General features: G+C 59.1%; 27 protein-coding genes and 1 riboswitch. Of the genes, 15 read left to right on the plus strand and 12 right to left on the minus strand.

Going from position 1 to position 25,875, the window contains the following annotated elements; genetic code table 11:
- Positions 1 to 3: 3 nt before the first annotated feature.
- Positions 4 to 1,200 (minus strand): calcium-binding protein, encoded by a 1,197-nt coding sequence (locus tag AKJ29_RS17080; RefSeq protein WP_161805474.1) that lies wholly within the window; start codon positions 1,198 to 1,200, stop codon positions 4 to 6.
- A 220-nt stretch (positions 1,201 to 1,420) separates the two neighbouring features.
- Between AKJ29_RS17080 and AKJ29_RS17085 the strand changes: the two genes are divergently transcribed.
- Positions 1,421 to 1,729, plus strand: a complete 309-nt coding sequence (locus AKJ29_RS17085; RefSeq protein ID WP_235477701.1) for a DUF5665 domain-containing protein — start codon at positions 1,421 to 1,423, stop codon at positions 1,727 to 1,729.
- A gap of 143 nt (positions 1,730 to 1,872) precedes the next feature.
- Complete coding sequence (gene rpsO, locus AKJ29_RS17090; protein ID WP_055192751.1) at positions 1,873 to 2,142, plus strand: 30S ribosomal protein S15; 270 nt, start codon at positions 1,873 to 1,875, stop codon at positions 2,140 to 2,142.
- Between the two features lie 89 nt (positions 2,143 to 2,231).
- On the opposite strand, the gene AKJ29_RS17095 is transcribed toward rpsO, so the two are convergent.
- Positions 2,232 to 2,903: an SGNH/GDSL hydrolase family protein gene (locus AKJ29_RS17095; RefSeq protein ID WP_235477703.1), complete on the minus strand. Its 672-nt coding sequence runs from the start codon at positions 2,901 to 2,903 to the stop codon at positions 2,232 to 2,234.
- 290 nt (positions 2,904 to 3,193) lie between these two features.
- On the opposite strand from AKJ29_RS17095, the gene pnp reads away from it, so the two are divergent.
- Positions 3,194 to 5,344 carry a polyribonucleotide nucleotidyltransferase gene (gene pnp / locus AKJ29_RS17100; RefSeq protein WP_055192752.1) on the plus strand — a complete coding sequence of 717 codons (2,151 nt, stop codon included), beginning with the start codon at positions 3,194 to 3,196 and terminating at the stop codon, positions 5,342 to 5,344.
- Between the two features lie 100 nt (positions 5,345 to 5,444).
- On the opposite strand, the gene AKJ29_RS17105 is transcribed toward pnp, so the two are convergent.
- Both AKJ29_RS17105 and AKJ29_RS17110 read right to left on the minus strand, forming a co-directional pair.
- On the minus strand, positions 5,445 to 6,014 hold the full coding sequence (locus AKJ29_RS17105; RefSeq protein ID WP_139231335.1) for a hypothetical protein: 570 nt from the start codon (positions 6,012 to 6,014) through the stop codon (positions 5,445 to 5,447).
- Between the two features lie 221 nt (positions 6,015 to 6,235).
- Positions 6,236 to 6,973, minus strand: a complete 738-nt coding sequence (locus AKJ29_RS17110) for a metallophosphoesterase (protein ID WP_055192754.1) — start codon at positions 6,971 to 6,973, stop codon at positions 6,236 to 6,238.
- A 108-nt stretch (positions 6,974 to 7,081) separates the two neighbouring features.
- Between AKJ29_RS17110 and AKJ29_RS17115 the strand changes: the two genes are divergently transcribed.
- Complete coding sequence (locus tag AKJ29_RS17115) at positions 7,082 to 7,765, plus strand: aquaporin (RefSeq protein WP_055192874.1); 684 nt, start codon at positions 7,082 to 7,084, stop codon at positions 7,763 to 7,765.
- A gap of 52 nt (positions 7,766 to 7,817) precedes the next feature.
- Here AKJ29_RS17115 and serA read toward each other — a convergent pair whose 3' ends face one another.
- Together serA and AKJ29_RS17125 are read right to left on the minus strand one after the other, a co-directional pair.
- Entirely contained in the window at positions 7,818 to 9,410 is a 1,593-nt protein-coding gene (gene serA / locus AKJ29_RS17120; RefSeq protein ID WP_055192755.1) for a phosphoglycerate dehydrogenase, read from the minus strand.
- A 134-nt stretch (positions 9,411 to 9,544) separates the two neighbouring features.
- Positions 9,545 to 10,711 (minus strand): phosphoserine transaminase, encoded by a 1,167-nt coding sequence (locus AKJ29_RS17125; protein WP_055192756.1) that lies wholly within the window; start codon positions 10,709 to 10,711, stop codon positions 9,545 to 9,547.
- Between the two features lie 278 nt (positions 10,712 to 10,989).
- Here AKJ29_RS17125 and serB point away from each other — a divergent pair, with 278 nt between their 5' ends.
- Complete coding sequence (gene serB, locus AKJ29_RS17130) at positions 10,990 to 11,868, plus strand: phosphoserine phosphatase SerB (protein ID WP_055192757.1); 879 nt, start codon at positions 10,990 to 10,992, stop codon at positions 11,866 to 11,868.
- Between the two features lie 18 nt (positions 11,869 to 11,886).
- On the opposite strand, the gene AKJ29_RS17135 is transcribed toward serB, so the two are convergent.
- On the minus strand, positions 11,887 to 12,318 hold the full coding sequence (locus AKJ29_RS17135) for a 6,7-dimethyl-8-ribityllumazine synthase (protein WP_055192758.1): 432 nt from the start codon (positions 12,316 to 12,318) through the stop codon (positions 11,887 to 11,889).
- Positions 12,319 to 12,414: 96 nt separating this feature from the next.
- Positions 12,415 to 12,542, minus strand: a riboswitch (FMN riboswitch).
- 47 nt (positions 12,543 to 12,589) lie between these two features.
- Here AKJ29_RS17135 and AKJ29_RS17140 point away from each other — a divergent pair.
- Complete coding sequence (locus tag AKJ29_RS17140; RefSeq protein ID WP_055192759.1) at positions 12,590 to 13,348, plus strand: TSUP family transporter; 759 nt, start codon at positions 12,590 to 12,592, stop codon at positions 13,346 to 13,348.
- Between the two features lie 273 nt (positions 13,349 to 13,621).
- Here AKJ29_RS17140 and AKJ29_RS17145 read toward each other — a convergent pair whose 3' ends face one another.
- The gene (locus AKJ29_RS17145) at positions 13,622 to 14,638 is read right to left on the minus strand and encodes an asparaginase (protein ID WP_055192875.1); all 1,017 of its coding nucleotides are present in this window, start codon (positions 14,636 to 14,638) and stop codon (positions 13,622 to 13,624) included.
- A gap of 235 nt (positions 14,639 to 14,873) precedes the next feature.
- On the opposite strand from AKJ29_RS17145, the gene AKJ29_RS17150 reads away from it, so the two are divergent.
- The 3 genes from AKJ29_RS17150 to AKJ29_RS17160 all read left to right on the plus strand — a co-directional run bounded on the left by AKJ29_RS17150 (position 14,874) and on the right by AKJ29_RS17160 (position 17,454).
- Positions 14,874 to 15,419, plus strand: coding sequence for an invasion associated locus B family protein (locus AKJ29_RS17150; RefSeq protein WP_055192760.1), 546 nt, complete (start codon positions 14,874 to 14,876; stop codon positions 15,417 to 15,419).
- Between the two features lie 271 nt (positions 15,420 to 15,690).
- Positions 15,691 to 16,932: a dual-specificity RNA methyltransferase RlmN gene (rlmN, locus tag AKJ29_RS17155; RefSeq protein WP_055192761.1), complete on the plus strand. Its 1,242-nt coding sequence runs from the start codon at positions 15,691 to 15,693 to the stop codon at positions 16,930 to 16,932.
- Between the two features lie 312 nt (positions 16,933 to 17,244).
- The gene (locus AKJ29_RS17160; protein WP_055192762.1) at positions 17,245 to 17,454 is read left to right on the plus strand and encodes a hypothetical protein; all 210 of its coding nucleotides are present in this window, start codon (positions 17,245 to 17,247) and stop codon (positions 17,452 to 17,454) included.
- A 174-nt stretch (positions 17,455 to 17,628) separates the two neighbouring features.
- Here the strand turns inward: AKJ29_RS17160 and AKJ29_RS17165 are convergent, their stop codons facing one another.
- Both AKJ29_RS17165 and AKJ29_RS17170 read right to left on the minus strand, forming a co-directional pair.
- Complete coding sequence (locus AKJ29_RS17165; protein WP_055192763.1) at positions 17,629 to 17,973, minus strand: hypothetical protein; 345 nt, start codon at positions 17,971 to 17,973, stop codon at positions 17,629 to 17,631.
- Between the two features lie 502 nt (positions 17,974 to 18,475).
- A complete protein-coding gene (locus tag AKJ29_RS17170) occupies positions 18,476 to 19,330 on the minus strand; it encodes an LOG family protein (protein WP_055192764.1) in 855 nt (284 codons plus the stop codon).
- Between the two features lie 185 nt (positions 19,331 to 19,515).
- Here AKJ29_RS17170 and AKJ29_RS17175 point away from each other — a divergent pair, with 185 nt between their 5' ends.
- The 4 genes from AKJ29_RS17175 (at position 19,516) to AKJ29_RS17190 (ending at position 22,282) form a co-directional block, all read left to right on the plus strand.
- Complete coding sequence (locus tag AKJ29_RS17175) at positions 19,516 to 20,115, plus strand: GntR family transcriptional regulator (RefSeq protein ID WP_055192876.1); 600 nt, start codon at positions 19,516 to 19,518, stop codon at positions 20,113 to 20,115.
- 8 nt (positions 20,116 to 20,123) lie between these two features.
- The gene (locus AKJ29_RS17180; protein WP_055192765.1) at positions 20,124 to 21,044 is read left to right on the plus strand and encodes a threonine/serine dehydratase; all 921 of its coding nucleotides are present in this window, start codon (positions 20,124 to 20,126) and stop codon (positions 21,042 to 21,044) included.
- A gap of 141 nt (positions 21,045 to 21,185) precedes the next feature.
- The gene (dapD, locus tag AKJ29_RS17185; protein ID WP_055192766.1) at positions 21,186 to 22,013 is read left to right on the plus strand and encodes a 2,3,4,5-tetrahydropyridine-2,6-dicarboxylate N-succinyltransferase; all 828 of its coding nucleotides are present in this window, start codon (positions 21,186 to 21,188) and stop codon (positions 22,011 to 22,013) included.
- A gap of 17 nt (positions 22,014 to 22,030) precedes the next feature.
- A complete protein-coding gene (locus AKJ29_RS17190; RefSeq protein WP_055192767.1) occupies positions 22,031 to 22,282 on the plus strand; it encodes a hypothetical protein in 252 nt (83 codons plus the stop codon).
- 203 nt (positions 22,283 to 22,485) lie between these two features.
- Here the strand turns inward: AKJ29_RS17190 and AKJ29_RS17195 are convergent, their stop codons facing one another.
- Positions 22,486 to 23,568 (minus strand): transporter substrate-binding domain-containing protein, encoded by a 1,083-nt coding sequence (locus AKJ29_RS17195; RefSeq protein ID WP_235477706.1) that lies wholly within the window; start codon positions 23,566 to 23,568, stop codon positions 22,486 to 22,488.
- A gap of 187 nt (positions 23,569 to 23,755) precedes the next feature.
- On the opposite strand from AKJ29_RS17195, the gene AKJ29_RS17200 reads away from it, so the two are divergent.
- The gene (locus AKJ29_RS17200) at positions 23,756 to 24,133 is read left to right on the plus strand and encodes a hypothetical protein (protein ID WP_055192878.1); all 378 of its coding nucleotides are present in this window, start codon (positions 23,756 to 23,758) and stop codon (positions 24,131 to 24,133) included.
- Positions 24,130 to 24,774 (plus strand): HAD hydrolase-like protein, encoded by a 645-nt coding sequence (locus AKJ29_RS17205; RefSeq protein WP_055192768.1) that lies wholly within the window; start codon positions 24,130 to 24,132, stop codon positions 24,772 to 24,774. The genes AKJ29_RS17200 and AKJ29_RS17205 overlap by 4 nt, the downstream gene beginning before the upstream one ends.
- Before the next feature lie 472 nt (positions 24,775 to 25,246).
- Here the strand turns inward: AKJ29_RS17205 and AKJ29_RS17210 are convergent, their stop codons facing one another.
- A complete protein-coding gene (locus AKJ29_RS17210) occupies positions 25,247 to 25,843 on the minus strand; it encodes a hypothetical protein (protein WP_055192769.1) in 597 nt (198 codons plus the stop codon).
- Positions 25,844 to 25,875: the final 32 nt, after the last annotated feature.

Here is a 25,875-nt window from a genome sequence, read left to right on the forward strand (position 1 = left end):
TCGTTAGGCGTAGACCTCTTCCATGACCTCAACATAGATGTCGGCAACAGTGGCCCCGGGCGCGCCTTGCAAGATGGCGACGACTTCGCCGTTCACCGTAACCACACCATCTGCCCCATCATCAGAAGGGGACACGTCAAGCGCTATGGTGTCGGGATCGACATCCGGATCAAGCGTGATGCGCAGAAAATCCTCGCCAGACACAAAATCGGTGACGGTTGCATGCCCAAGCCCGGCGTCCTGATCGGAATAGAGGTGGAAATTATCCGCTCCTTCGCCACCAGTTGCGATATCGAACCGATCAAAAATCAGAGTGTCATTGCCTTCCCCACCATCCAGCGTGTCGCTGTCACCATCAATATGCCAGTCAAAGCTGCTGCGCTCAGCACCGCTGTTTTCCATCGCGTGGCCAAGGTGATTTAGAATGTCATCGCCCGTGCCCCCAGAGATTTCATCCGCACCATAACCGCCGGCAATCTGGTCATCCCCGGCACCGCCGGAAAGGGTATCATTATCCGGCCCGTCGCCGGTATCGTCATGCTGCCCGCCGAAAATCAGGTCAATGCCTTCGCCACCAAGGATGCTGTCATTGCCAAGCCCCCCATCGAGATAGCCCGAATATTGGTCCTCATTTGCGGTATAGGCCCCTACGATCTGATCATTGCCTTCGCCGCCAAAAACGGCGGCAGGAGCGGCACCCACGGTGATCAGATCATCCCCGGCACCTCCGAAGGCAAAGCTGGCATCATCCCCTGTGGTGATGGTGTCATCGCCGCCCTGCCCGTCAATCACCTCGACCAGCCCGTCCTCTTGCAGATCGACGAAGGGGGTGCCGTTAAACAGTTGAAGCGCCGCGTCCGAGGCCGTTCCATCGCTGGACCCGACAAAAACATCATCCCCATCGCCCAGTCGAACGGGGTCGGGGTCACGATCATCCGTTACCTTGTCATAGTCCTGCAACCCATAGATCGCGTCGGTGTTTTCTGCCAGAAGCTTATCAAGAAAGGTTGCGTCCGGCCCTTCACCAGCCCCTTCACCCGGCTGATCAATCGGGTTGAGAACATCACCGTCATCAGGAGATTGGGGGCTGCCAGGGTTCAGGAAATCGCCGGTCGCTTCACCCGTGGTCTGGCCGTTGGTCGTAGGCTGCACATCATCCGGCTCAACCTCTTTGCTGCCTTCAAGGAAACCCTCCGCCATGAAGGCAGCGGGCACAAGACCGAGAAACAATAGACCTAAAAGCATTTGGCACCTGTATTTTTTGCCATCACCACTTATATCGCACCATAACAACGAGAATCGTGAGGTGACACACAACCATCGTTCGAGGCTACCGCAACCACACCAAACTTGCAAAAAAAAATGCCTTCAAATTTCACTAAACACCCTTAAAAATATAGACATAGTTAACGGAGGCTCCGTGCAAAAATCAGATCAGACACCGGCTGACACCCGCACCTCCAGCATCGGGGACGAGATCCGCGCCTTGCGTGAAGAAGTGCATCACCTGAACAGTCACCGCTTCATCCGCCTGCATGACAGCCTGTGGAAACTGGGCCTGTTTCAGCTTTACCGGGGGCTGGCCTTTGGGCTGGGATCGGTTCTGGGCGCCACCTTCCTTGTGGCCGTGGTTGTGCAGATGCTGTCTTCGATCGACTTCATTCCAGTGATCGGAAATTGGGCGCAACAGATCATCGAGCAGATCAACGCCCCACAATCCACGCCCTGAGCAGCCTTGTTTTCCTTGCCATTGCTGCAGAATCCCCCTATACGCGCGCATCGGTTTCTGAAACGGGACCGATACCTCCATGGGCCCTGCTGGACGACATCCCGGCCTGCGCCATCCACTTTAACCTTGTAAAGGAGACCCCGATGTCGATTACGCCCGAAGAAAAAGCTCGTCTGATCAAAGAGTTCGGCACCAAAGACGGCGACACCGGTTCGCCCGAAGTTCAGGTTGCCATCCTCAGCTCGCGCATCGCGACCCTGACCGAGCACTTCAAAACCCACAAGAAGGACAACCACGGTCGTCGTGGCCTTCTGAAAATGGTTGCTCAGCGTCGTAAGCTCTTGGACTACACCAAGGCAAAAGACGAGGCCCGTTACCAGGACCTCATCAAACGCCTCGGCCTGCGCCGCTAATCGCTCCGATATTCGGAATGATGCGCCCGTCTCGAAAGAGGCGGGCGTTTTTTGTGTCGACCCCCAAACGCCTCGCGTTAGCGCCCTATTTAGCGCCCCTTATCCTCACGCCGGATCAACTCCACCACCCGCTTGCCAATCGCGCGGCTGCCCTTGATCGACGGGTGGATCATGTCAAAGGCATGGAAGCTCTTGTCGCCATGGGGCACAAGGTCAGCGTTGGACAGGAAATGCACCCCCTTGAGGCGCTTGGCCATCATCGCCAGACGTGCCTCATAGGCGTCACCCTCATCGCGGCAGCTTTCAATCGGCGAGTTCACACCCGGGCTGCGCAGATAGCCCAGCATCACCACCCGCGCGCCGGTCTTGCGAATTTTCGTGACCAGATCCACCACCGCGCCGCTGCGGCCGTCTTCGGAAATCATCCGCCCCATCCGGCGCTCGCATTTGTTGCAGCCGCAACCGAACCACAGATCATTGCCGCCGCCTGACAGCACCACCCAGTCACGCGGCTGTTTCGGGTTGAACTGGCGTGCAATCCGCATCCCCAGCGCCCCGGTGATAGGCAGGCCATAGATGATCCGTGCACCTGATACGGCACGGCTTTTGACCGGTTCCCCCAATTCCTGCGCCATCACATCCGCCACGGATTTCTGCCCCGGCCCGTTCCACGCAATCAGGCTGTCACCGATGGCAAGAATGCGCGCTGCGGGCTCTGCCGCGATCGGTGCGCTCAGGACTGCGCTCAGGACAAGGGACAATAAAAAAACAGAAAGAAGGGGACGCAGCATTTGCAGGCTCTGGAACGTGTTAAACAATCTGCCGCCACCCTTGCCGAAATCCCGCGCAAAATCCAGCACAGATTACGAAACAATCTGGCGCCAAAACCACCCCCTCTTCCCAAGCGCCCCCTTTTCATGTATGGCGCAAACATCTGAGACTTGCGCCCGGACCCCGGCGCTCGAATAGGATAGTGGGGTCGGCGGCAATGGGGCCGCCATTTCAACGGGAGACCCGGAGGGCCGGGAGTGCTTCCAACTAGGAAAACATGATGTTTGACGTAACTAAAAAATCGATGGAGTGGGGCGAAGAAACCCTCACTCTGGAAACGGGCAAGGTTGCCCGTCAGGCCGACGGTTCGGTCATCGCCACTCTGGGCGAGACCTCTGTCATGGCCAACGTGACCTTCGCGCGCCAGCAGAAGCCCGGTCAGGACTTCTTCCCGCTGACGGTTCACTATAACGAGAAATACTATGCCGCTGGTAAGATCCCCGGTGGCTTCTTCAAGCGTGAAGCGCGTCCGACCGAGAAAGAGACGCTGACCTCGCGCCTGATCGACCGTCCGATCCGCCCGCTGTTCGTTCCCGGCTTCAAAAACGAAGTTCTGGTGATCTGCACCGTGCTGTCGCACGACCTGGTTAACGACCCGGACATGGTTGCGATGATCGCAGCTTCGGCCGCTCTGACCATTTCGGGCGCTCCGTTCATGGGCCCGATTGGCGCTTGCCGCGTTGGTTTCGAGGATGGCGAATACATCCTGAACCCGACCTGCGACGACATGCACGATCTGCGCAACAACCCGGACCAGCGTCTGGACCTTGTTGTGGCCGGCACCAAAGACGCCGTGATGATGGTGGAATCGGAAGCCTACGAACTGTCGGAAGCCGAAATGCTGGGTGCCGTGAAGTTCGCCCACGAGCAGATCCAGCCGGTGATCGACCTGATCATCGAACTGGCCGAAGACGCCGCGAAAGAGCCGTTTGACTTCCAGCCTGCTGACTATTCGGAGCTGTATGAGGCTGTTAAAGCCGCTGGCGAAGACAAGATCCGCGCTGCATACGGCAACACCGACAAGCAGGAACGCGTTGCTGCAGTTGCTGCCGCCAAGGAAGAGATCATCGCATCGCTATCCGAAGAGCAGCAAGAGGACGCAAACCTCGGCACCGCTCTGAAGAAGCTGGAATCGGCTGTTGTGCGTGGTGACGTTGTGAAAACCGGCAAGCGTATCGACGGCCGCGCACTGGACACTGTCCGTGCCATCGACAGCTCGGTTGGCATTCTGCCGCGCACCCACGGTTCGGCGCTCTTCACCCGCGGCGAGACCCAAGGCCTGGTTGTGACCACCCTGGGCACCGGCGACGACGAACAGATGATCGACGCGCTGACCGGCACCTATAAATCCAACTTCCTGCTGCACTATAACTTCCCGCCGTATTCGGTTGGTGAAGTGGGCCGCTTTGGCCCTCCGGGTCGTCGTGAAATCGGTCACGGCAAGCTGGCATGGCGTGCGCTGCAGGCTGTTCTGCCGTCGGCCACCGACTTCCCCTACACCATCCGCCTGGTGTCCGAGATCACCGAATCGAACGGATCAAGCTCGATGGCGTCGGTCTGTGGTGGCTCGCTGTCCATGATGGACGCCGCTGTTCCGCTGAAGGCTCCGGTTGCTGGTGTGGCCATGGGTCTGATCCTGGAAGATGACGGGTCTTACGCTGTTCTGACCGACATTCTGGGTGACGAAGATCACCTGGGTGACATGGACTTCAAGGTGGCTGGTACCGAAAACGGCATCACCTCGCTGCAGATGGACATCAAGGTCGCAGGCATCACGCCCGAGATCATGGAGAAAGCCCTGGCACAAGCCAAGGACGGCCGCATGCACATCCTTGGTGAGATGAGCAAAGCCCTGGCCGAAGGCCGTCAGGAATTCTCGGCACACGCTCCGCGCATCGAGACCATGAACATCCCGACCGACAAGATCCGTGAAGTGATCGGCTCGGGCGGTAAGGTGATCCGCGAGATCGTGGAAGTGTCGGGCGCCAAGGTCGACATCAACGACGATGGCGTGATCAAGATCGCATCGCCGAATGGCGACGCCATCCAGAAGGCCTATGACATGATCCACTCGATCGTGGCAGAGCCGGAAGAAGGTGCGATCTATAACGGTAAGGTCGTGAAGATCGTCGATTTCGGCGCCTTCGTGAACTTCTTCGGCAAGCGCGACGGCCTGGTGCACGTATCGCAAATCGAAAACCGCCGCCTGAACCACCCGTCGGACGTTCTGAAAGAAGGTCAGGAAGTGAAAGTCAAACTGCTTGGCTTTGACGACCGCGGCAAGGTGCGCCTGTCGATGAAAGTTGTCGATCAGGAAACCGGCGAAGAGGTTGCTCCGGAGCCGAAAAAGAAAAAAGACGAAGACGCTTAATCAGCATTTTCTCTGAAACAGAAAGCCCCGGTGGAAACACCGGGGCTTTTTAGTTCAAGATTTGGATCACGACCCAAGGGGTGGTCCGTCCCGATACCGCTTAGCCAGCAAACAGTCCGGGACATGAGGTGGAAGACCCCTTTGCCCATTCAATCGCAGCATCTGAAAGATCGAAGAATGCCTTGTTTCGGGTGGTTTTCAGCAATGTACCATCCGCACCGTCCGACAGGATCTGCGTCGACAGCTGGACATTTGCCTTTTTGCCCGCAGCGGTGGTCAGTACAGCACCTGAAAGCTGTTGCGAGATGATCAAGCGCTTGATGCCGTCTTCATTTGAGATGCGCGCGCCGTAGGTCTGAAGCATGGGTCCCCCGAACGGCATGCCCATCTGCGTGTACCGCTGGGTCTTGATCGTTTTCCCATCGATGCATTGCCGGGCAAACGCCGCCAATCGCGCCTCGACGGTTCTTGGGGCTACGGCCACCTTGTTGGCATGCTGCGCAATGCCAATTTTGAAACGCGGCGCAAACTCCTCAAGAGCCTTGCCTGTCGGGATACCTGCGCTACGGGCCGAGCTCGCCTTTGTGTCAACAGGCCCCGAGGTCGTTTCCGAAACGCACCCAGCCAAAAGCCCGGCACAGGACGCCAGAATCAAAAACTTTTTAATCACCAAGATTTCCTTTCAAGAACTTGAGTTACTTATAAAACTAAAATCAACCATTAGGAGAGGAGATTAACCCCGTCAATATAGGAGGTCCCTGATCGTCAAACTGGTGAGCCAAGCTTTGAAAGCGAACTATGCACGCTGAATATAAAGGGCGCCATCTTGGCCTCGGTCGCTGGCAAGTCTCCAAAACGGCTAAGGAATAGTCAGAATGGGAAGAGTGGCTCTTATCGCGCCACCTCTTCGCGCCCCTCACCCGACAGAACCCACGCCTCGCGCCCCTCGATCACGACGACGCCGATGTCTTTGCCGTGTCCGGCGCCGGTGTCGATGTTCAGGCGGTTGCCGTAATGTGTGACCTCGTCCACCGGCGTGTGGCCGTGCACGATCAGCGGGCCGTGATCGGCATCTGAATTGTGGAACTCCTGCCGGATCCAGGTCAGATCATCTTCCACCTGATCCTCCAGCGCCACGCCGGGGCGGATGCCCGCATGAACAAAACACAAATCGTCTATGCGATGCAGGCAGGGCAGCGTATCCAGAAACCGGCGATGCGCTTGGGGCACGGCGGCCAGCGCCTGTGCGTGCAGCTGATAGGTGCGGATGCCCTCGGGCACCTCAACCCCATAACTGGCCAGCGTCTCTACCCCGCCGATCCGAGGGTGAAGCCAGTTGTGGTCATACAGCAGCATGTGATCAACCATCGGATAGTCGCGCAGGAACATGGCCGCCATCCGGTCGTGATTGCCCTTCAGCACCACCCAGCTCTCGCCCCGCGCCTGCCCGTCGATCAGGTATTGGATCACGCCCTTACTGTCCGGGCCACGATCCACCAGATCCCCCACATGAACAACAGGGGCGGCAGCGTCCCCGCAACGCGCGCGATCTTCTGCAATCAGCGCATGGGCCGCGATCAGCTTGTCCAGATGGCCGTGAATATCACCAATGGCATAAACGCGCGTCATGGGCAGCTCCTGTCTGGGGTGGTTTGCGCCTCCAAATTCCCCGCGACCAGACGGGGCGAACTGCGCAAAATGGGCACCAATGCGTTTCTAGTAACAGGGAGTCCCCATATGAAACAAGCAGTTGCAGAATTTATTGGCACCATGAGCTTGGTATTGTTCGGCTGCGGCGCCGCCGTGATTGCGGGCGGAGATATCGGGCTGACCGGCATCAGCTTTGCCTTTGGTCTGGCCCTGATCGGCATGGCCTATGGAATTGGCAATGTCTCAGGCTGTCACATCAACCCCGCCGTGACCATCGGGGCTGTGATCGCTGGACGTCTTCCCAGCTCCAAGGCGCTGACCTATATCCTTGCGCAGTTGGCCGGGGCCGTGGCGGGGGCTGCGATCCTGTTTGTCATCGCCAGCGGTAAAGGGGGCGGGTTTGACGTGGGCACATCCGGGCTGGGTCAGAACGGTTGGGGTGCCGGTTATCTGGGCGAATATAACATGGTGTCCGCCTTTGTATTCGAACTGGTCGCCACCTTCCTGTTTGTCGTTGTGATCCTTGGCGCCACCGGATCAGGCGCCCCCGGCGCCGTTGCAGGTATCGCCATCGGCCTGACCCTCGTCGTGATCCATCTGGTGGGGATCAACGTGACCGGCGTGTCGGTGAACCCGGCGCGGTCATTTGGTCCGGCATTGTTTGCGGGCGGACATGCCCTCAGCCAGCTGTGGCTGTTCATCCTTGCCCCGGTTTTGGGCGCCGCTGCAGCCGGGGCCCTGTTCAAATCAGGCGTGCTGGATACGCAGTAAGCACCAAAAAAGCCCCGGAGAACATCCGGGGCTTTCTTTCTATTTCAACACCTTACACGTCAAACGATAGCGGCGTGACCGAGTTGAACAAACCGGTGTCTTTCAAGGCCGCCCGCACTTCGGCAGGCACCGGCGCGTCCACATACAAAAGCGCGATCGCATCCCCCCCCGCGTCTTTCCGACCCAGAGTAAAGTTCGCGATATTCACGTCGTTTTCGCCCATGGTTTTCCCGAGCGTCCCGATAATGCCAGGCACATCGTCATTGGTGGTGTAGAGCATGTGGTTGCCGATCTCGGCGTCGATATTGATGCCCTTGATCTGGATGAAGCGCGGCTTGCCATCCGAGAACACGGTGCCCGCAATCGAACGTTCGCGCTTTTCCGTCACCACGGTCACCTTGATGTAGCCGTCAAATGACCCACCCTTGGCCTGGGTGGTGGTCGAGGTTTTGATACCGCGATCCGCCGCCACGACAGGGGCAGAAACCATATTCACATCAGGGGTTTGCGGCTTCATCAGACCTGCGATCACCGCGCAGTCCAGCGCCTTCAGGTTCATCTCGGAGGCGACACCATCATAAAGGATGTTCACCGCCTTGATCGGCTCGTCGGTCATCTGGCCCACAAAAGCACCCAGATGTTCGGCCAGCTTGATCCACGGGCCCATGACCTTGGCTTCTTCAGCCGTCACCGACGGCATGTTCAGCGCGTTCTGCACAGCACCTGTCAGCAGGTAGTCCGACATCTGCTCGGCCACTTGCAGGGCGACGTTTTCCTGTGCTTCGGTGGTGGCCGCGCCAAGGTGCGGGGTGCAGACCACGTTGGGCAGGTTGAAGAGCGGGTTCTCCTTGGCGGGTTCTTCGGCAAACACGTCAAAGGCCGCCCCTGCAACATGACCCGATTTCAAGAGGTCAGCCAGCGCCGCTTCATCCACCAGACCACCGCGGGCACAGTTGATGATCCGCACACCTTTCTTAGTCTTTTCAAGGGCTTCACGCGACAGGATGTTGCGGGTCGCGTCCAGAAGCGGCACGTGCAGAGTGATGAAATCCGCGCGCGGCAGCAGCTCTTCCAGCTCAACTTTTTCAACACCCATCTGCGCGGCTTTCTCTTCCGAAAGGAAGGGATCATAAGCGATGACTTTCATCTTCAGACCCAGCGCGCGGTCGCAAACGATGCCACCGATATTGCCAGCACCGATCACGCCCAGCGTCTTGTTGGTCAGCTCGACCCCCATGAATTTCGACTTTTCCCATTTGCCCGCATGGGTCGAGGCAGAGGCCTCAGGGATCTGGCGCGCAACCGCAAACATCATTGCAATCGCATGTTCAGCGGTGGTGATCATATTGCCGAACGGCGTGTTCATCACGATCACGCCCTTCTTGGAAGCTGCTGTTTTATCAACATTATCCGTACCGATCCCGGCGCGGCCCACCACTTTCAGATTGGTGGCAGCCTCCAGAATGGTCGGGGTCACCTTGGTGGCCGAGCGGATCGCCAGACCATCATATTGACCGATGACTTCAGCCAGCTTTTCCTTGTCCTTGCCAAGCTCGGGCATGAAATCCACATCAATGCCACGGTCGCGGAAAATCTGAACGGCGGTTTCCGACAGCTTGTCGGATACGAGAACTTTGGGGGCCATGTGCTGGGCTCCTATTCTTTAAAGTTTGTAAGGGGCCGGGACCCAGAACTTTAAACTTTTTGCAGCCTCTGAGGCGAAAGTTTAAAGTTTTTCGAGGGTCCTGCGGGTCATCTTTGAGAAGGATCCGTGCCGGATCAGAGGGCTGCGATTTCCGCGTTGAACGCCCAGTCGAGCCACGGCATCAGCGCCGCCACGTCGGAGGTCTCAACCGTGCCACCACACCAGATCCGCAGACCGGCCGGTGCGTCACGATAGGCGCCCACATCCAGCGCCACACCTTCGGCTTCCAGACGTTTGGCAACGGCCTTGGCGAAAGTTGCCCCATCGGTGATGCGCGCGTCATTGAACTTCACGCAGACCGAGGTATTCGACCGGGTCGCCGGATCATCGGCCAGAAACTCGATCCAGTCGGTGGCTTCGACAAATTTCGTCACTTCGGCGGTGTTGGCATCCGCACGGGCGATCAGACCTTTCAGCCCCCCCACAGACCGCGCCCAGTTGAGCGCAAACAGGTAATCTTCCACGGCCAGCATCGACGGCGTGTTGATCGTAGCACCAGTAAAGATACCCTCGATCAGCTTGCCACCTTTGGTCAGGCGGAAGATTTTCGGCAGCGGCCAGGCCGGGGTATAGCTTTCCAGACGCTCAACGGCACGCGGGCTCAGGATCAGAATGCCATGGGCCGCTTCGCCGCCCAGCACTTTCTGCCAGCTAAAGGTGGTCACATCCAGCTTGTCCCAGGGCAGGTCCATCGCAAAGGCCGCCGAAGTGGCATCACAGATGGTCAGCCCTTCGCGGTCCGCCGGGATCCAGTCACCGTTCGGAACCCGCACACCCGAGGTGGTGCCGTTCCAGGTAAAGACAACATCATTGGCAAAATCGACCGAGGCCAGATCCGGCAGTTGGCCATAGTCGGCCACTTTGGTCACAGCATCCAGCTTCAGCTGCTTGGTCACATCGGTGACCCAGCCCGAGCCAAAGCTTTCCCAGGCCAGCATCTCGACCCCACGTGCGCCCAGCAAAGACCACAGAGCCATTTCCACAGCACCAGTGTCCGACGCCGGCACGATGCCGATCTTGTAATCTGCGGGAATGCCCAGCACCTCACGGGTGCCTTCAATCGCGGCTTTCAGCTTGTCCTTGCCGATGGCGGCGCGGTGCGAACGGCCCAGGGCGGCGTCCGACAGAGCATCCAAATTCCATGTGGGGGGTTTGGCGCAGGGGCCAGAGGAAAACCGCGGGTTCGCCGGAACGGCGACAGGTTTGGTGTCCGGGCGGTTTGCCGGTTGCTCAGTAGCCATAGATGCTATCCTTCCAGATAAATGCCCTTCGTTGGGGAAGGGTGTCCCACGACATGAGGTAAGGCGCTTTCCAATGCTGCACAAGCGAAAAAATGTCGGTTTTGAATTTTGATCGGTCGATTTTCAGCGTAAAATGCCACTATCGGAAACTTTCGGAGCAACGCGAAACCGGAGTTTCTGGAAAACCGCAGGCATTTTTGCCGAATTTCCTCTTGTCGTCGGACTAAGATTCGCCGCATGTCTGTGGCCATCCGACACCGCTGATCAAAGGCCGTTCCATGTATATTGCCACGCTCCTTACCGCCCCGACCAACCGCACTCTCGACGCCGCGCTGGTGGATAATCTGCGCAACGCATGGGGCGGCGGCGATGTCCGCTGGCTCGCCCCGGATGAGGCGGCCGAGTTCACGCTGGCCGAGATGCCCGGCAATCGCTGGGACGTCTGGGCGGATTTGCAGAAACTGGGTGTGGACCTGATTGTGCTGCCCGCACAGGGACGGAAAAAGAAGATGCTGCTGGCGGATATGGACAGCACCATGATCCAGCAGGAATGCATCGACGAACTGGCAGATGAGGCAGGGGTTGGTGAGCGGGTCAAGGACATCACCGCGCGGGCGATGAATGGTGAACTTGATTTCGACGGCGCGCTGACCGAACGGGTTGGTCTGCTCAAAGGGCTGCCTGAACGCGTGATCGCCGATGTGATTGAAAAGCGGATCACTTTCATGCCGGGGGGCAAAGCCCTTCTGGCAACCATGAAAGCACAGGGCGCTTATGCAGCGCTGGTGTCCGGCGGGTTCACGGCGTTTACCGGCCATGTGGCTGACGCGCTGGGATTTGACGAAAACCGCGCCAACACGCTGCATGTGGAAAACGGCGCGCTGACCGGCACCGTGGGCCTGCCCATTCTGGGCCGCGAAGCCAAGGTGCAGGCGCTGAAGGAAATCTCCACCCGTCTTGGGCTGGAGCATGCCGATGTGATGGCAGTGGGGGATGGCGCCAATGATCTGGGGATGTTGGGGCTGGCGGGCGCGGGCGTGGCGCTGCACGCGAAACCTTCGGTGGCGGCGGAATGTGACATCCGCATCAACCACGGCGACCTGACCGCGCTGCTCTATATCCAAGGCTATTCGCGGGAGGAGTTTGCGGGGGCATAACCCCCGCCCCCCCTTATTTCACGACAATTCTGCATGAAGCGCGGTGATCTGAAGCGCCGCCTCTGCGGCCTCGCGCCCCTTGGTCACAAAATGCGCCTTGTAGATCTCGATATGATGATCCGTTGGCTGGAAATGATGCGGGGTGAGCGAGACTGACAAGATCGGCACCCCGGTCTCCAACCCCGCCTGCATCAGCCCATCCACCACAGAGGCTGCAACAAAATCATGTCGGTAGATGCCCCCATCCACCACCAGCGCGGCGGCGGCAATCGCGCCATACCGGCCTGAGGCGGCGAGTTTTTTCGCCAGCAAGGGCATCTCGAACGCGCCCGGCACGGTGAAAACATCCACCTGATCCGGACGGATCTTTTCCTGAAATCCCAGCAAGGCCTGATCGACAATATCCGCATGCCATGCGGCCTTGATGAATGCGTAACGGGTGTGTGTCATGGCGTTTCCTTTCTTCATCAGACACGTCACCCAAGGCGCAAACGAAGAAAGGAGGGCACACGAGGCCCCTCTGCACGCCTGATCCGGCGCACCCTTACCCGCTCTCTTCCATCCGGACTATCACCGTCGGCCCCGGAATTTCACCGGATCTGCTGTCACCCGAACCGGGCCGCTCGCGGGCTTTAACCGCCGGTGGGGAATTGCACCCCGCCCTGAGAACGGGCAGAACCTGACATGAGTTCCCCGTTGTGGCAAGAGACAGGACACGAAAATGATCGAGATGCCAGCCGAGCTGTTTGCCCTCCTGCTTGGGGCCGCCTTCGTTGCAGGTTTCGTCGATGCAATTGCAGGGGGCGGGGGGCTGATCACCGTGCCTGCATTGCTTTTGGCGGGGGTGCCACCAGTGACGGCACTGGCGACCAACAAGGTTCAGGGACTGTTCGGGGCCGGAATGGCTGCGGTGACCTATGCGCGCGCAGGCCATGTGACCCTGCGCCGCCAGATCCGCCCGGCCCTGTTATCCTTTGCCGGCGCAGTTCTTGGCGCGCTGATGGCCTCCTCGCTGCCCACCGATGTGATCCGCATGGGGCTGCCGGTCCTGCTGATCGGCGTGGCGCTGTTCTTTGCGCTGAAGCCCGGGCTTGACGATGTGGACAAACACGAACGCCTCTCTCCCCTTCTGTTTTCGATCAGCTTCGTGCCCCTGATCGGTTTCTATGACGGGCTGCTCGGCCCCGGCACCGGGGCGTTTTTCATGCTGGGTTTCGTGGGCCTCGCCGGCTATGGCATCCTGCGCGCCACCGCCCATACGAAATTGCTGAATTTCGCGTCGAATGTCGGCGGGCTGGTTGGGTTCCTGCTGGTGCTGCAGCCGCTCTGGCTGCTCGGACTGGCGATGGGAGCGGCACAAATGGCCGGCGCCTGGCTCGGCTCACAACTGGCCAGCCGGATCGGCGCAAGGCTGATCAAACCGGTGCTGGTGATCGCAGCCTCCGCAATGGCCATCAAACTGATCAGCGAATGGATGTGACAGCGCGCACGCCGAATTTAACGCAAACCTCGCGCCGCTCGGCAGGGGCTTTGCCCCTCTTGGCTGCGCCAATTCACCCCAGGATATTTCCAACAAGAAAAAAGACGATGGGTCCGCCTTTTCCTCTTGCCCAAAATATCCCGGGGTGAGCCCACGCTCAGCGAGCGGGAGCGAGGGGCAGCGCCCCTCATCGCGACGCGAAGCGGCGCAAATCAGACATGTTTCACAAAGTGACCCTCTGAAGCCGCAGCAGCACCCAGGCCGAAGGGGGGCCTACCCCACCCAAAGCTCTGCCGCCGGCCGGATCTCACCTGTGTCCTGCCCGGCAAAGTTCAGCACCCGCGGGTTCAGGCGCTTTTTCACCAGCGGGTCCGCCGGATCAGCCACGCCAAGGCGGGCAAGGATTGCGGCGATGGCACATTCGGAGGCGCGGGTCGCGCCATCATTGATCTTGAGCGCAACCCCAAGCCCCTGCCCCGGCAGGATGGCGATGAAAAAGGCTTCTGCCCCGGTTTTCACGGCAACCTGACCTGGCATGGCGCGCATCAATTCGGTACAGGCCCGCCCTTCTCCGGCAACCAGATCCGGGTGCGCCATCATTGCTTCGCGCAGCCGCACCATGGCCGTGTCCCGCGCGGAACGCCCCTCAACCGCGCCAGCAAACGCGGCCATGGCGCGGGCCATACCGGTCAGCGTGGTCGCATGGTTGGGCGCCGAACAGCCGTCGATGCCAAAGCCGGGGCTGTCCATGCCCGTTAGCTCTTCAAACGCCAGTTTGGCAGCCTGTTGCACCGGGTGATCATGGGCCACGTAATCCTTGAGATCCGCCCCCATGTGGCGGGCAAGCGTCAGGAAGCCCGCATGTTTGCCAGAGCAGTTATTGTGGATTTTACAGGCGGCATCCCCTGAGCAGATCAGGTCCTTCTTCGCAGCCTTGTCGCGGGGGAATTGCGGACCGCAGCAGAGGTCCCCGGCTCCGAGCCCCATTTCAGCCAGCCATTTGGCCACCGGATCGGTATGGATTGCCGCCCCTTCATGACTGGCACAGGCCAGTGCCAGATGGGATGGGTTCAGCCCCGCCGCATCCGCCGCCCCGCTTTCCACCAGAGGCAGGGCCTGAAGCATCTTGGCCGAGGAGCGCGGCAAGATCACCTCATCGGCATTCCCCCAGCTCTCCACCACCTCACCTGCGGTATTGCAGATCACTGCATGTCCCAGATGTTGCGATTCCATGAACGGGCCGCGCCATATCTCGACAAGGCGGGCGGGATCTTGCGTGATTGCGGGCATGTGTCTTTCCTTTTCTGATCCTTTGCCCATCCGGTGATGGCGGGCGCGCGCAATTTTCCGCCGCATATTACCGCTCCGGGGCTTTCACAACAGTCATTTTTCACGTTAGACTGCGCGGCGTAGGGATAGATGCGCCTGAATGTGATGGCATGGAATGGAACGCCGCCAAAGACGGCCGGGACGTTGCAGGGGCGCGAGGCAGAGACAGCTTGGAGGCTGTAAGGATATGAAACGAATGATCGCAGCAGCGCGGAGCGCCTTTGTGGCTGGCGCCGTGCTCACCATTTTCACCGCAACGGGCGCCGTGGCGCAGGAAAGCACCAACCGGGTTGCCGCCAACACCGACTGGAGCGTGTTTGTCGAGGACAATCCCACCGGTTGCTGGAGCGTGTCCGCGCCCACCAAAGTGGTCAACACCCGTGACGGGCGGGCTGTGGCGGCAAAGCGCGGCGATATCCGTCTGTTTGTCAGCTATCACCCCGGCTCTCAGGTGAAGGGGCAGGTTTCCTTTGCTGGCGGTTACCCGTTTGACCGCAACAAGGCGATCACGCTGACCATCGATACGAAAAGCTATCAGCTTTATTCCGAGGGAAGCCCGCAGAACCGCGAGACAGCCTGGGCCAATCCCAGCGAGGAAGCGCAGATCGTCGCCGCGATGAAACGCGGGGCCAAGGCGGTTGTCACGGCCTATTCCAGTCGCGGCACCCGGACCGAAGACACGTTCTCGCTGTTGGGTTTCACGGCGGCGGTGGACGAAGCTGCAAAACGCTGCGGCAACTGATCCCGGTTATCCGCCCCTGTTTTCCAAAGCCCCGCCCGACCGGACGGGGCTTTTCATTTCTCTGACCCTGTGTTGTGCATGGGGTGACAAGCCTTTCATGCTAGGCTATAGACTGCTGCCTTCTAAAGCATTTCAGTTTTGGCCTGACACAGTATTAAGCTGATCGGGACAATGACCGAAACGCGGCAAGAGATATCAATGATGCGGGTGGTTCGGGGCAAACATGTGTCTCAGGATTTTACCGAACCGCCTTGTTACAGGATGACGCGCGATGGATCGCAAAGACCAGACCACGGATACCCAGGCCACGGATACCCAGGCCTCAGCCGGGGCCGCGGCCCCGATTACTCAGGACGTGAAAGTCGCGCCGCGTATTCTGGTTCCCGAGGTCAAGCCAAACCTCGTGGGCATGACCCGCGACGTGATGCGGGCGGCGCTGATCGACATGGGCACGCCGGAAAAGCAGGCCAAGATGCGGGTGAACCAGATCTGGCAATGGATCTATCAATGGGGCAAGCGCGATTTTGCCGAGATGACCAATCTGGCCAAAGCGTTCCGCGCCCAGCTGGCGGAGCATTTCGTGATCGAAATCCCGGAGGTGGTGTCGAAACTCGTCTCAGAGGATGGCACCCGCAAATATCTGGTGCGCATTGCCGGCGGTCATGAGGTCGAGGTGGTTTATATCCCCGAGGAAGGGCGCGGCACGCTGTGCATTTCCAGCCAGGTCGGCTGCACGCTGACCTGTTCCTTCTGCCATACCGGCACCCAGAAACTGGTGCGCAACCTGACCGCGGCTGAGATTATCGGCCAGGTGATGATGGCGCGCGATGATCTGGATGAATGGCCGGTGCCCGGCGCCCCCAAGGACGAAACCCGCCTTCTGTCCAATATCGTGCTGATGGGCATGGGTGAGCCTTTGTATAACTTTGAAAACGTGCGCGACGCGATGAAGATCGCCATGGACCCGGAGGGGATCCAGCTGTCGCGCCGCCGCATCACGCTGTCGACCTCGGGGATCGTGCCGGAAATCGCCCGCACCGCGCAAGAGATCGGCTGTCTTTTGGCGATTTCCTTCCACGCAACCACCGATGAAACCCGCGATGTTCTGGTGCCGATCAACAAGCGCTGGAATATTGAAGAGCTTCTGGGGGCGCTGGCGGCCTATCCCAAGGCCTCGAACTCGGAACGGATCACCTTTGAATATGTGATGCTGGCAGGGGTGAATGACAGTGACGAGGACGCGCATCGCCTGATCGACCATATCAAGCGCCACAATATCCCCGCCAAGATCAACCTGATTCCGTTCAACGAATGGCCGGGCAGCCCCTATAAACGGTCCTCGAACAACCGGATCCGGGCCTTTGCCAACATCATCTATCAGGCTGGCTATGCAAGCCCCATTCGCAAGACACGCGGCGATGATATCATGGCCGCCTGCGGGCAGCTGAAATCAGCCACGGAGCGCGCGCGCAAGTCGCGCAAGCAGATCGAAAAAGAAGCGGGGATATCCTGAAGCATTTCGACCGGTTCTGTGGCGAATGCGGGTCAGATGCGAGGGCGCTGCCCTCGCGCTCCCGAGGTATTTCTGGCAAGAAAAAGAGCGCGCGCCGGGGCAGAGGCCTTGGGCCAGCTATTTGAGAACAGAGCATTTGGGGGCGGGGCGTTTGAGGTCAGGCGTTAGCCACCTGTATCCTGATTGGCGCCAATTACACCATATCACCCCGTTTGGCTCTGAATTCCTAACAATTGCCACAATTGCGAACGAATTGCGCCATCTCCCGCGCGTTACCTGTTGTTAAGGTTAATATGGTCACGGGAGGCGGCTGTGGATCTGACCCATCGACAATTCAAGGACATGCAGACAATGATCCGCTTTCTGAAACAGGAGCGGGCACAGGTGGCAAGCTTTGCCGATTTCCGCGCAAGGCTGCGCAATTACGGCTATTGCATTCGCGGCGACGAAGGCGAGCATTTCGTGCATGCCCTTCCCACCCTTGAGAAAATCTGCCCGGTGCCGATGGAGGTCTTTGGCTGAGGTCAGGCCCTACAGGTGACATTGAAAACCCCCGGCAGCGCTGCACCGGGGCATTTGTTTTTCAACCGGTTGCTTATCCTCAAGCACTCCTGCCTCGACTTCCAAGTTCTCAACATTGCCGGCAGAGATATCATCTGCAGCTTGGGTATATTCCTGCTCAAGCCTTTGTAACATTTATATTATTACGGCTCGTGCCTTTGGGTTTGGCGCCACCTGAATAACTGTCAGGTAATTGCGCCCGGCTCCCAAAGCCCCCTCAACCAGCGGGCCAAAGTGGCGACGCGCAATCGGTGCTTTTTCAGGGGTCACCCGCACCGCCTCGATCAGCTTTTGCACCGCACCTTTATAGGCATTGAAGCTGGAATACAGGTCGCGATCCCCAATATGTGCCACCTCGTGATCCGCATCCTCAAGATGTTGCAGTACAGTATCCAGCCGTTGGTTCAGGATATCCTGCCTGCTGGTCCTATTGCGTTTTGCAAACTGAAAATCCAGCCCGAAAGACAGAAGGCAAAGCACAAGACACCCTAAAGCGTTTCGCCTTATTATTGAGACACAATAATGAGGCGAAACGCTCGAAACCTACTGATGTTGCGGGCGTTGCGATATCAACTTGTGTCTCAAGTCAATCTCGAAACGCTTTAACGCATATTGTGTCACTTCCAGCCCAGGACCGAATTTCATCCAGGCCAGAGTTCCGGTTGCCACGCTGGCAACGACACTGCCCGAAAAGCCAAGAGAAGAATTGGAAAAAGGATTACGGGCAGCATTGGCACAAGGACGACCACGCCCACAGCCGTGGTACCTGCCGCGAGCTTTTGCCGCCCATGCAGCCACGCAACATATGCCGCAATGAGAAAAGGCGCAATAAATACAAACGTCAAAACCATGGCCACAATAGCCCCTATGGCTATGTCAAAAATGAGGCTTCATCCGAGCAAAATACGGGAAAGTGAAAATTACGCATCTGAGTGCGTGACTGCCCGCGGCATTCACACCCGGGCAGTCAAGTGTCATATGCTTACCGACCCGGGATCACATCGCGCGGGGTATCGGCACAATCCCAGCAATCAATTGCGGCAATCGCCTCTTCTGCGCTGTCGACAAAACGGAACAGGTCAAGGTCTTCGGGGCTGATCGTGCCCGCATCGGACAGGGCATCCCAGTTGACGATTTTCTTCCAGAACGCGCTGCCGAACAGAAGGATCGGCACCCGGTTCATCCGGCCGGTCTGCACCAGGGTAAGCGTTTCAAACAGCTCATCCAGCGTGCCGAACCCGCCCGGGAAAACGGCGATCACCTCAGCCCGCATCAGGAAATGCATCTTGCGGATGGCGAAATAGTGAAAGTTGAAGCAGAGGTCAGGGGTCACATATTCATTGGGGGCCTGTTCATGCGGCAGCACGATATTCAGCCCGATCGACACGCCACCTGCATCTTCGGCGCCGCGGTTGCCCGCTTCCATCACGCCGGGACCACCCCCCGTGACCACCACATGTTCGCGCCCACCAGAGGCAATCGAACGCTCGGTCATCAGCCGGGCAAAGCTGCGCGCTTCGTCATAAAAGGCAGACAGATCCGCCAGGGTCTGGGTGCGGGCGCTGTCTTTGCGGGCGGGTTCGGGGATACGCGCGCCACCAAACAGAACCACGGTGCTGTCCACACCATATTCCGTCATCATCATTTCGGGCTTCAGCAGTTCCAGCTGCAACCGCACCGGGCGCAGCTCTTCGCGGCACATGAAATCCTGATCGTCATAGGCCAGGCGATAGGCTGGCGCACGCGTCTGCGGCGTATCCGGTGTATGCTGGGATGCCTCGCGGTCCTGACGCGAACGACGCAACGGGTGCCGGGGGGCAGGGCATTGATCTTCCATGAAATATCCTGTTCGACTGAGGGGACTTGTCTTATGATCTGATTTTAACGCGCACCTTGGCAGGTGACCAGTCACAGCGCGTCACCTTTCGGTGCAAACAGACGCGCATTGGCGGGGAATTTTCCTTGCCGGGCCGCACCGGTGATTTTATCTATTATCTAGTCATTCAAAGGAACGGGCCCGATATGACCGCCACCATTGCCGACACGATTTACCTGGCGCTGAGCCAGCAGATCATCTCGGGCCAGCTTGAGGCCGGAGAGAAGCTGCGTCAGGACCATATCGCCAAGGCGTTTGACACCAGTCATGTGCCCGTGCGTGAGGCCCTTTTGCGGCTGGAGGCGCATGGGCTGGCGATCAGTCAGCCGCGCCGGGGGATGCGGGTGACAGCTCTGGATCCCGGTGAGGTGCGCGAGGTGATCGAGATGCGGGTCGCGCTGGAAACCCTTGCCCTGTCCCACGCCATCCCGCGCCTGCTGGCGGCAGATCTGAAAGCGATTGATGCGGCGCGGATCGCCTGTGATGCGGCAGAAGACATGGCCAGTTGGGAAGAGAAGAACCGCGCCTTTCACCGGGCGATCCTGACCCCCTGCGCCATGCCGCGGCTGTTATCGGCCATCAATGATCTGCACATCGCCAGCGCCCGCCACCTGTTTGCCCATTGGCGTCACCGCTGGTCCCAGCGCGCGGATATGGACCACGCGGCGATCCTGCAAGCGATGAAGAAACGGGATAGCGTGGCGGCCTGCGATATCCTCACCCGCCATCTGCGCCGCGTTAGATAGGATAACCCATGAACTGGAAAGACGAGATCACCGCCGCCCATACGCGGATCGCTCCTTATGTGCGGCGCACCCCGGTGGCAACGCTGACCCTGTCCGGCTGGGATGACCCGATCGAGATGAAGTTCGAACAGATGCAGCATACCGGCACGTTCAAGGCGCGCGGGGCGTTCAATTCTCTTCTGTCCGGCGCAGTGCCAAAAGCCGGGATCGTGGCGGCCTCCGGGGGCAATCACGGGGCGGCGGTGGCCTATGCCGCCAGCCAGCTTGGCCATAAGGCAGCGGTATTTGTGCCCCAGATGGCGGGACCGGCCAAGATCGAGCTGATCCGCCGCGCGGGGGCGGATCTTCGGGTGGTGCAGGGCGCCTATGCGGACGCGCTGGAGGCAGCCCTGGCCTATGAGGCCGAAACCGGCGCGATGCAGATCCACGCCTATGACGGCAACGGCACGGTGACCGGTCAGGGCACGGTGCTTCGGGAATGGGAAGAGCAGGGGCTGGCGGCTGATACTGTGCTGATAGCGGTGGGCGGCGGTGGGCTGATCGGCGGGTCCCTGGCGTGGACACAAGGGGGCCGCAAGATTGTCGCGGTCGAGCCGGAAACATCCTGCGCCCTGAACGCGGCCCTCGTGGCGGGCAAGCCGGTGGATGTGGATGTCTCCGGCATTGCCGCCAATGCGCTTGGGGCCAGGCGGATCGGCAGCCTGTGTTTTGACCTTGCCACCCGCCACCTGCACCAAAGCGTTCTGGTCACGGACAATGCCATTTCCGATGCGCAAAAACTTCTGTGGCAAGGGGTGCGGCAACATGTGGAACCGGCAGGGGCCACAGCGCTTGCCGCGCTTCTGTCCGGCGCCTACACACCCGCCCCGCAAGAGCGCATCGCCGTGTTGATTTGCGGGGCCAACCCGGCACCTGACCCGTTTTCCTGACATTTCCGCTGCAATTCGCCGCAATCCGTAGGCAAAACAGTCGTTTTGGCAATTGAGCGCCCGCACCCACGCCTTTATACGCAAGGGAAACTGGCGGCACCCTGCCCCGGCCAGCCCACAGGAACGTGAACGGAGAGACCCATGTCGAACGCCCAACTGGAACAAGCCATCGAAGCCGCGTGGGACGCCCGCGACACCATCACCTCATCCACCGGCGGTGAAACCCGCGAAGCGATCGAGGCCACGCTGGCCGCGCTGGACAGCGGCACATTGCGCGTGGCTGAACGTCAGGATGATGGCAACTGGCATGTGAACCAATGGGCCAAAAAGGCCGTGCTGCTGGGGTTCCGCATCAAGGACATGGAATTCCAGGATGGCGGCCCGCAGGGCGGCGGCTGGTGGGACAAGGTCGACAGCAAATTCAAGGGCTGGGGCGACCATGAATGGAAAGAAGCAGGCTTCCGCGCCGTGCCGAACTGCGTTGTGCGCAAGTCGGCCTATGTGGCACCGGGCGCGGTGCTGATGCCCAGCTTTGTGAACCTCGGCGCCTATGTGGACGAAGGCACCATGGTTGACACCTGGGTGACCGTTGGCTCCTGCGCCCAGATCGGTAAAAACGTGCACCTCTCGGGGGGCGTGGGCATTGGCGGCGTGCTGGAACCGATGCAGGCAGGCCCGACAATCATCGAAGACAACTGCTTCATCGGCGCGCGCTCCGAAGTGGTCGAAGGCTGCATCGTGCGCGAAGGATCCGTTCTGGGCATGGGCGTGTTCATCGGCCAGTCGACCAAGATCGTCGATCGTGAAACCGGCGAAGTGATGTATGGCGAAGTGCCCGCCGGCTCCGTTGTGGTCGCAGGCTCGATGCCCTCGAAAAACGGTGTGAACCTCTACTGCGCCGTGATCGTGAAACGCGTCGACGCAAAAACCCGTTCGAAAACCTCGATCAACGACCTGTTGCGCGACTAAAGGATCCGGACGGACCGATGATCTTTGCGACCATCGCGGAAAACATAGGGCGTGCCGGGCCACATGCGCGGCGCGCCCTTGCCATTCTGGACCTGGGCTGCGTGGCCGGTTTTGGGCTGATCTGTTTTGAACCGCTTATCTTACTGATTTACCTGTTTGGCCTCAGCACCCCCTGGGCGGCGGCGCTGGTAGGGCTTTTTGTGGCCCTGCTGACCCTTCTGGCCTGGCTCGCCCTCCGAGCCTTTCTCAAACCAGGCAAAGCGCCCTAAAGTGTTTCGGCTTTAACCTGAGGCAGGGAAAAGTCGAAGCGCCGCAAGAGATATCAATGTCATGGGCGTTTCGGAAGAAACATGTGTGTCAGGTTTATCCCGAAACGCTTTAACCCGCCCCCTTTTTCTTGCTTCAAATACCTCGGGGTGAGCCTCGCAGAGGCGAGGGGCAGCGCCCCTCCTGCCCAGCGCCCTCACTCCTGTCAGCTTGACGGACCAAAATATTTGCGCCGGAGCTGATCATATCGCCCACTTTCACGCAAAGACAGCAGCGCCCGATTGATCGGTTCGGTCAGGGCGCTGCCCGATGGCAAGGCGATGCCATAGTTTTCACGTTTGAACACCCGCGGCAGAAGACGACCCGACTGGCTGCCATTTTCAGTAAGATACCACGCCAGAAGCGGCCCATCGAAGACAACCGCGTCAAGTTCCTGCTCTTCAAACGCTTTCAGCAACACGTTCAGGTCATCGAAATCACCATGGGCAATCTCGCGCTGGTCCAGAAACAGCGCAGCCGTTGAGCCTGCCGTGGTGCCAATACGCTTGCCGTCAAGGTCCGCGAGGCTGTCGATATTGCCGGAAATCGCCGCCACGGTCATGGCCGCGGTGATCCGGGCGACAAAAATCGACACGATGAACAGGGATGAAATCACCAGAAGGACACCAAAGACGCGCCCACCGCGCGACTGCGGCACCCGTTCTTCGAACCCCCCATTCACAACAAGGTTCAGGGCCCACCAGAAAGAGGTGAACATTGCATCTTTCAGCGGCCGGTCAAAATAGGGCTGACGGCGGCGTTCGAACAGCCACATCATCATGCCCCCGCCATACAGAAGCGCCGCGGCCCCCAGGATGGCCAATGCAATATCGCGGTTGAACAATGCGGCAAACAAGCTGCCGCTATCGCCATCTTCGGGTGGCAACATGATCTGGAGCCCCGCTTCGAAGGTGGGTTGGGAAAAGTCCATAACTTCCTCACGGGCCGCCGTGATCGAGATATTGGCAACCGCGCCATCCACCTGCCCAAGCTCAACCAACCCAAGCATATCGGCAAAACGCGGGGCCAGTTTGAACTCCACGGGCCGCCCGATCTCTCTTCCGATATCTCGCATCAGCTCAACCGAAAACCCGGCAAACTGATCCCCATCCCGATAGGCAAAAGGCGCGCGTTCCACGGTGGCGAAGATCAGTGCCGATCCAGTATTCGACTGGGCCGCCAGCGCCTGTGGAACAAGCAGCAGCACAAGGCCGATCAACATCGGCAGATTGCGGATATATGGAATCATGACGAAGGTCCCCACCTACAGTGTTGCCCGCTCTATACCCTTTGCAGGCACGGGGCTAGGGCAGGAAAGCGATACCCCCGCGCCTCTTGCCTTCCTGCAACAGCGCAGGCGACATCAGAGGGCTGGACCTTTCGCAGATTTTTCGGCATGTGAAAGACAGATCCCAATCCTGCTGCAGGAGAGCATGATGACCCAGAACCCGAAAGCTGCGGCCAAGCCGAAGAAGAAACAGCAGGTCTATACGCTGCTGGTCGAAGTGGGCCGCAAGGAGGGGGACGGGTTGCCGGATGAGGCCACCGGGGGCGCGCTTGTCTGCTATGCGTCAGGTGTGGACGAAGCGGAAGCGGTGCGCGAAACGGTTGCGATCCTGAAGCAGGCCGATCTGGCCCCGCTGGATGTGTCGGGCTACGGCGCGCTGGATGACCGGCTGGCGGAAGGACACGATATTCCTGCGGAAGAGCGCAAGCTGATGGGGCGTGCCCTGGCTGAAAACTCGGTGGTCATCGCGCAGATGACCCCGTTTTTTGATGGCGAACGTCTGGATGATGCCGCGGGTGAAGCATGACCCGGACCGGGGGCGCGGTTTACTGGGATCTGGACGGCACCCTGACCAACCCCAAGAAGGGCATCACTGAAAGCATCCAATATGCGCTGCGTGAGCTGGGCCTGCCTGTGCCACCTGCCGCTGATCTGACATGGTGCATCGGTCCCGCCCTGTTATGGAGCTTCGAACGGCTGGGAGCACCCGACCCCGAAGCGGCGCTGGCACATTACCGCACGGCCTATACCGGCAAAGGCATGTTCGACTGCACGGTTTACGACGGCATTCTGGAGGCCCTGACCGAAATCGGCGCCCGTCACCAGATGCATCTCGCCACCGCCAAACCCCATGCCTATGCAACGAAAATCACCGCCCATTACGGCATTGCACCGCATATGACGCAGGAGTTTGGCCCGGAACTGGATGGCACCCGCAATGACAAGGGCGCGCTCTTGGCCCATGCGCTGAAGATCACCGGCAACGATCCGGCAAAGTCCGTGATGATCGGGGACAGGCATTACGACCTGAAAGCGGCCCGCGACGTGGGCATGAAATTCATCGCCGTGAGCTGGGGCTATGGCGGCGCGGATGACCTGTCAGCGGCGGATGCGTTTGTGAAGACGCCGGGGGAATTGGCGACGGCGGTGCGGGATCTGATTGGCTAAAACATTTCCCGGTAGTGTTGGCTCACACCAATACCTGAAACCCCTTCAAGAGGAGGGGCGCCCTGGCGCTCCTCATGCTTAAAGCGTTTCGGGATAAACTTGAGACACATGTTTATTCCGAAACGCCCACGACAATGATATCTCTTGCCGCGTTTCGGTTTTGCCCTGTGTCAGGTTAAAACCGAAACGCTTTAGAGCGCCCGACCTTAAGCCTGAGGCACGAATACCCTGCCCTGCTTCGCATTCTCGGGACATTCGCGCCACATGATGGTTCAGGCAATAGGCCGGACGTTTTAACAAAACTAGTTTTCTAGTTTTCTAGTTTTCTAGTTTTCTAGTTTTCTAGTTTTCTAGTTTTCTAGTTTTCTAGTTTTCTAGAGAAAACCTGCTGATCCCCGCCGACAGACAAGCCCGTCTCAAACAAAAAGGGCAGGTCCAAAAACCTGCCCTTCGCAAAACTTTTGACCACAGATCAGTTCGGGTTGATCACCACGTCAAAACTGTCCGGCAGGTCATTCTCCGGCGCAAACAGCTTGGTCAGCGGGATCACCATCGACGCCGATTTCCCGTCTTCAGCCAGCACACCATTGGTTTCAACCACCTCCGGTCCCACCACGGTGATCGAGATCTGACGCCCGGTAAATGCCTGCATCATGCCCTCCATCATCTGCGGATCCATCCCCTGTTCTGCCATGTCATCATTCATGCTGCCCAGATCGAAGGCCACCTTGATATTCCCGTTCTCCAGCCGCTCCAGCGCAAAGCCTTCGCCCATATCCATCGGGTTTTCGCTGTCCTCGGACACCCCTTCATTCAGCTCGGCAATAATATTGTCGATCGTATCGCTTTCTTCGATGGTGCAGGTATAGCCACCATCCGCCAGCACCTCACCCACGCCTTCTTCACAGGGATCTTCCCCCGAAGCGGCAATCATGCCGTAAAGCTCCGGCCCCATGCGCATCACCACATGCATCTTGGCGTTGTCACTGTCTTCAACCGTAAAGGTCATGTCCGCATCAAAACAGGCGGCAAGCGGCATCAGGGCAAGCGCCAGCAGAAGTTTTCTCATCCGTATCTCCTTTCCCCGAACGGGGCATAAAT

Origin of the sequence: Aliiroseovarius crassostreae (genome assembly GCF_001307765.1) — a bacterium.
Taxonomy (GTDB): domain Bacteria; phylum Pseudomonadota; class Alphaproteobacteria; order Rhodobacterales; family Rhodobacteraceae; genus Aliiroseovarius; species Aliiroseovarius crassostreae.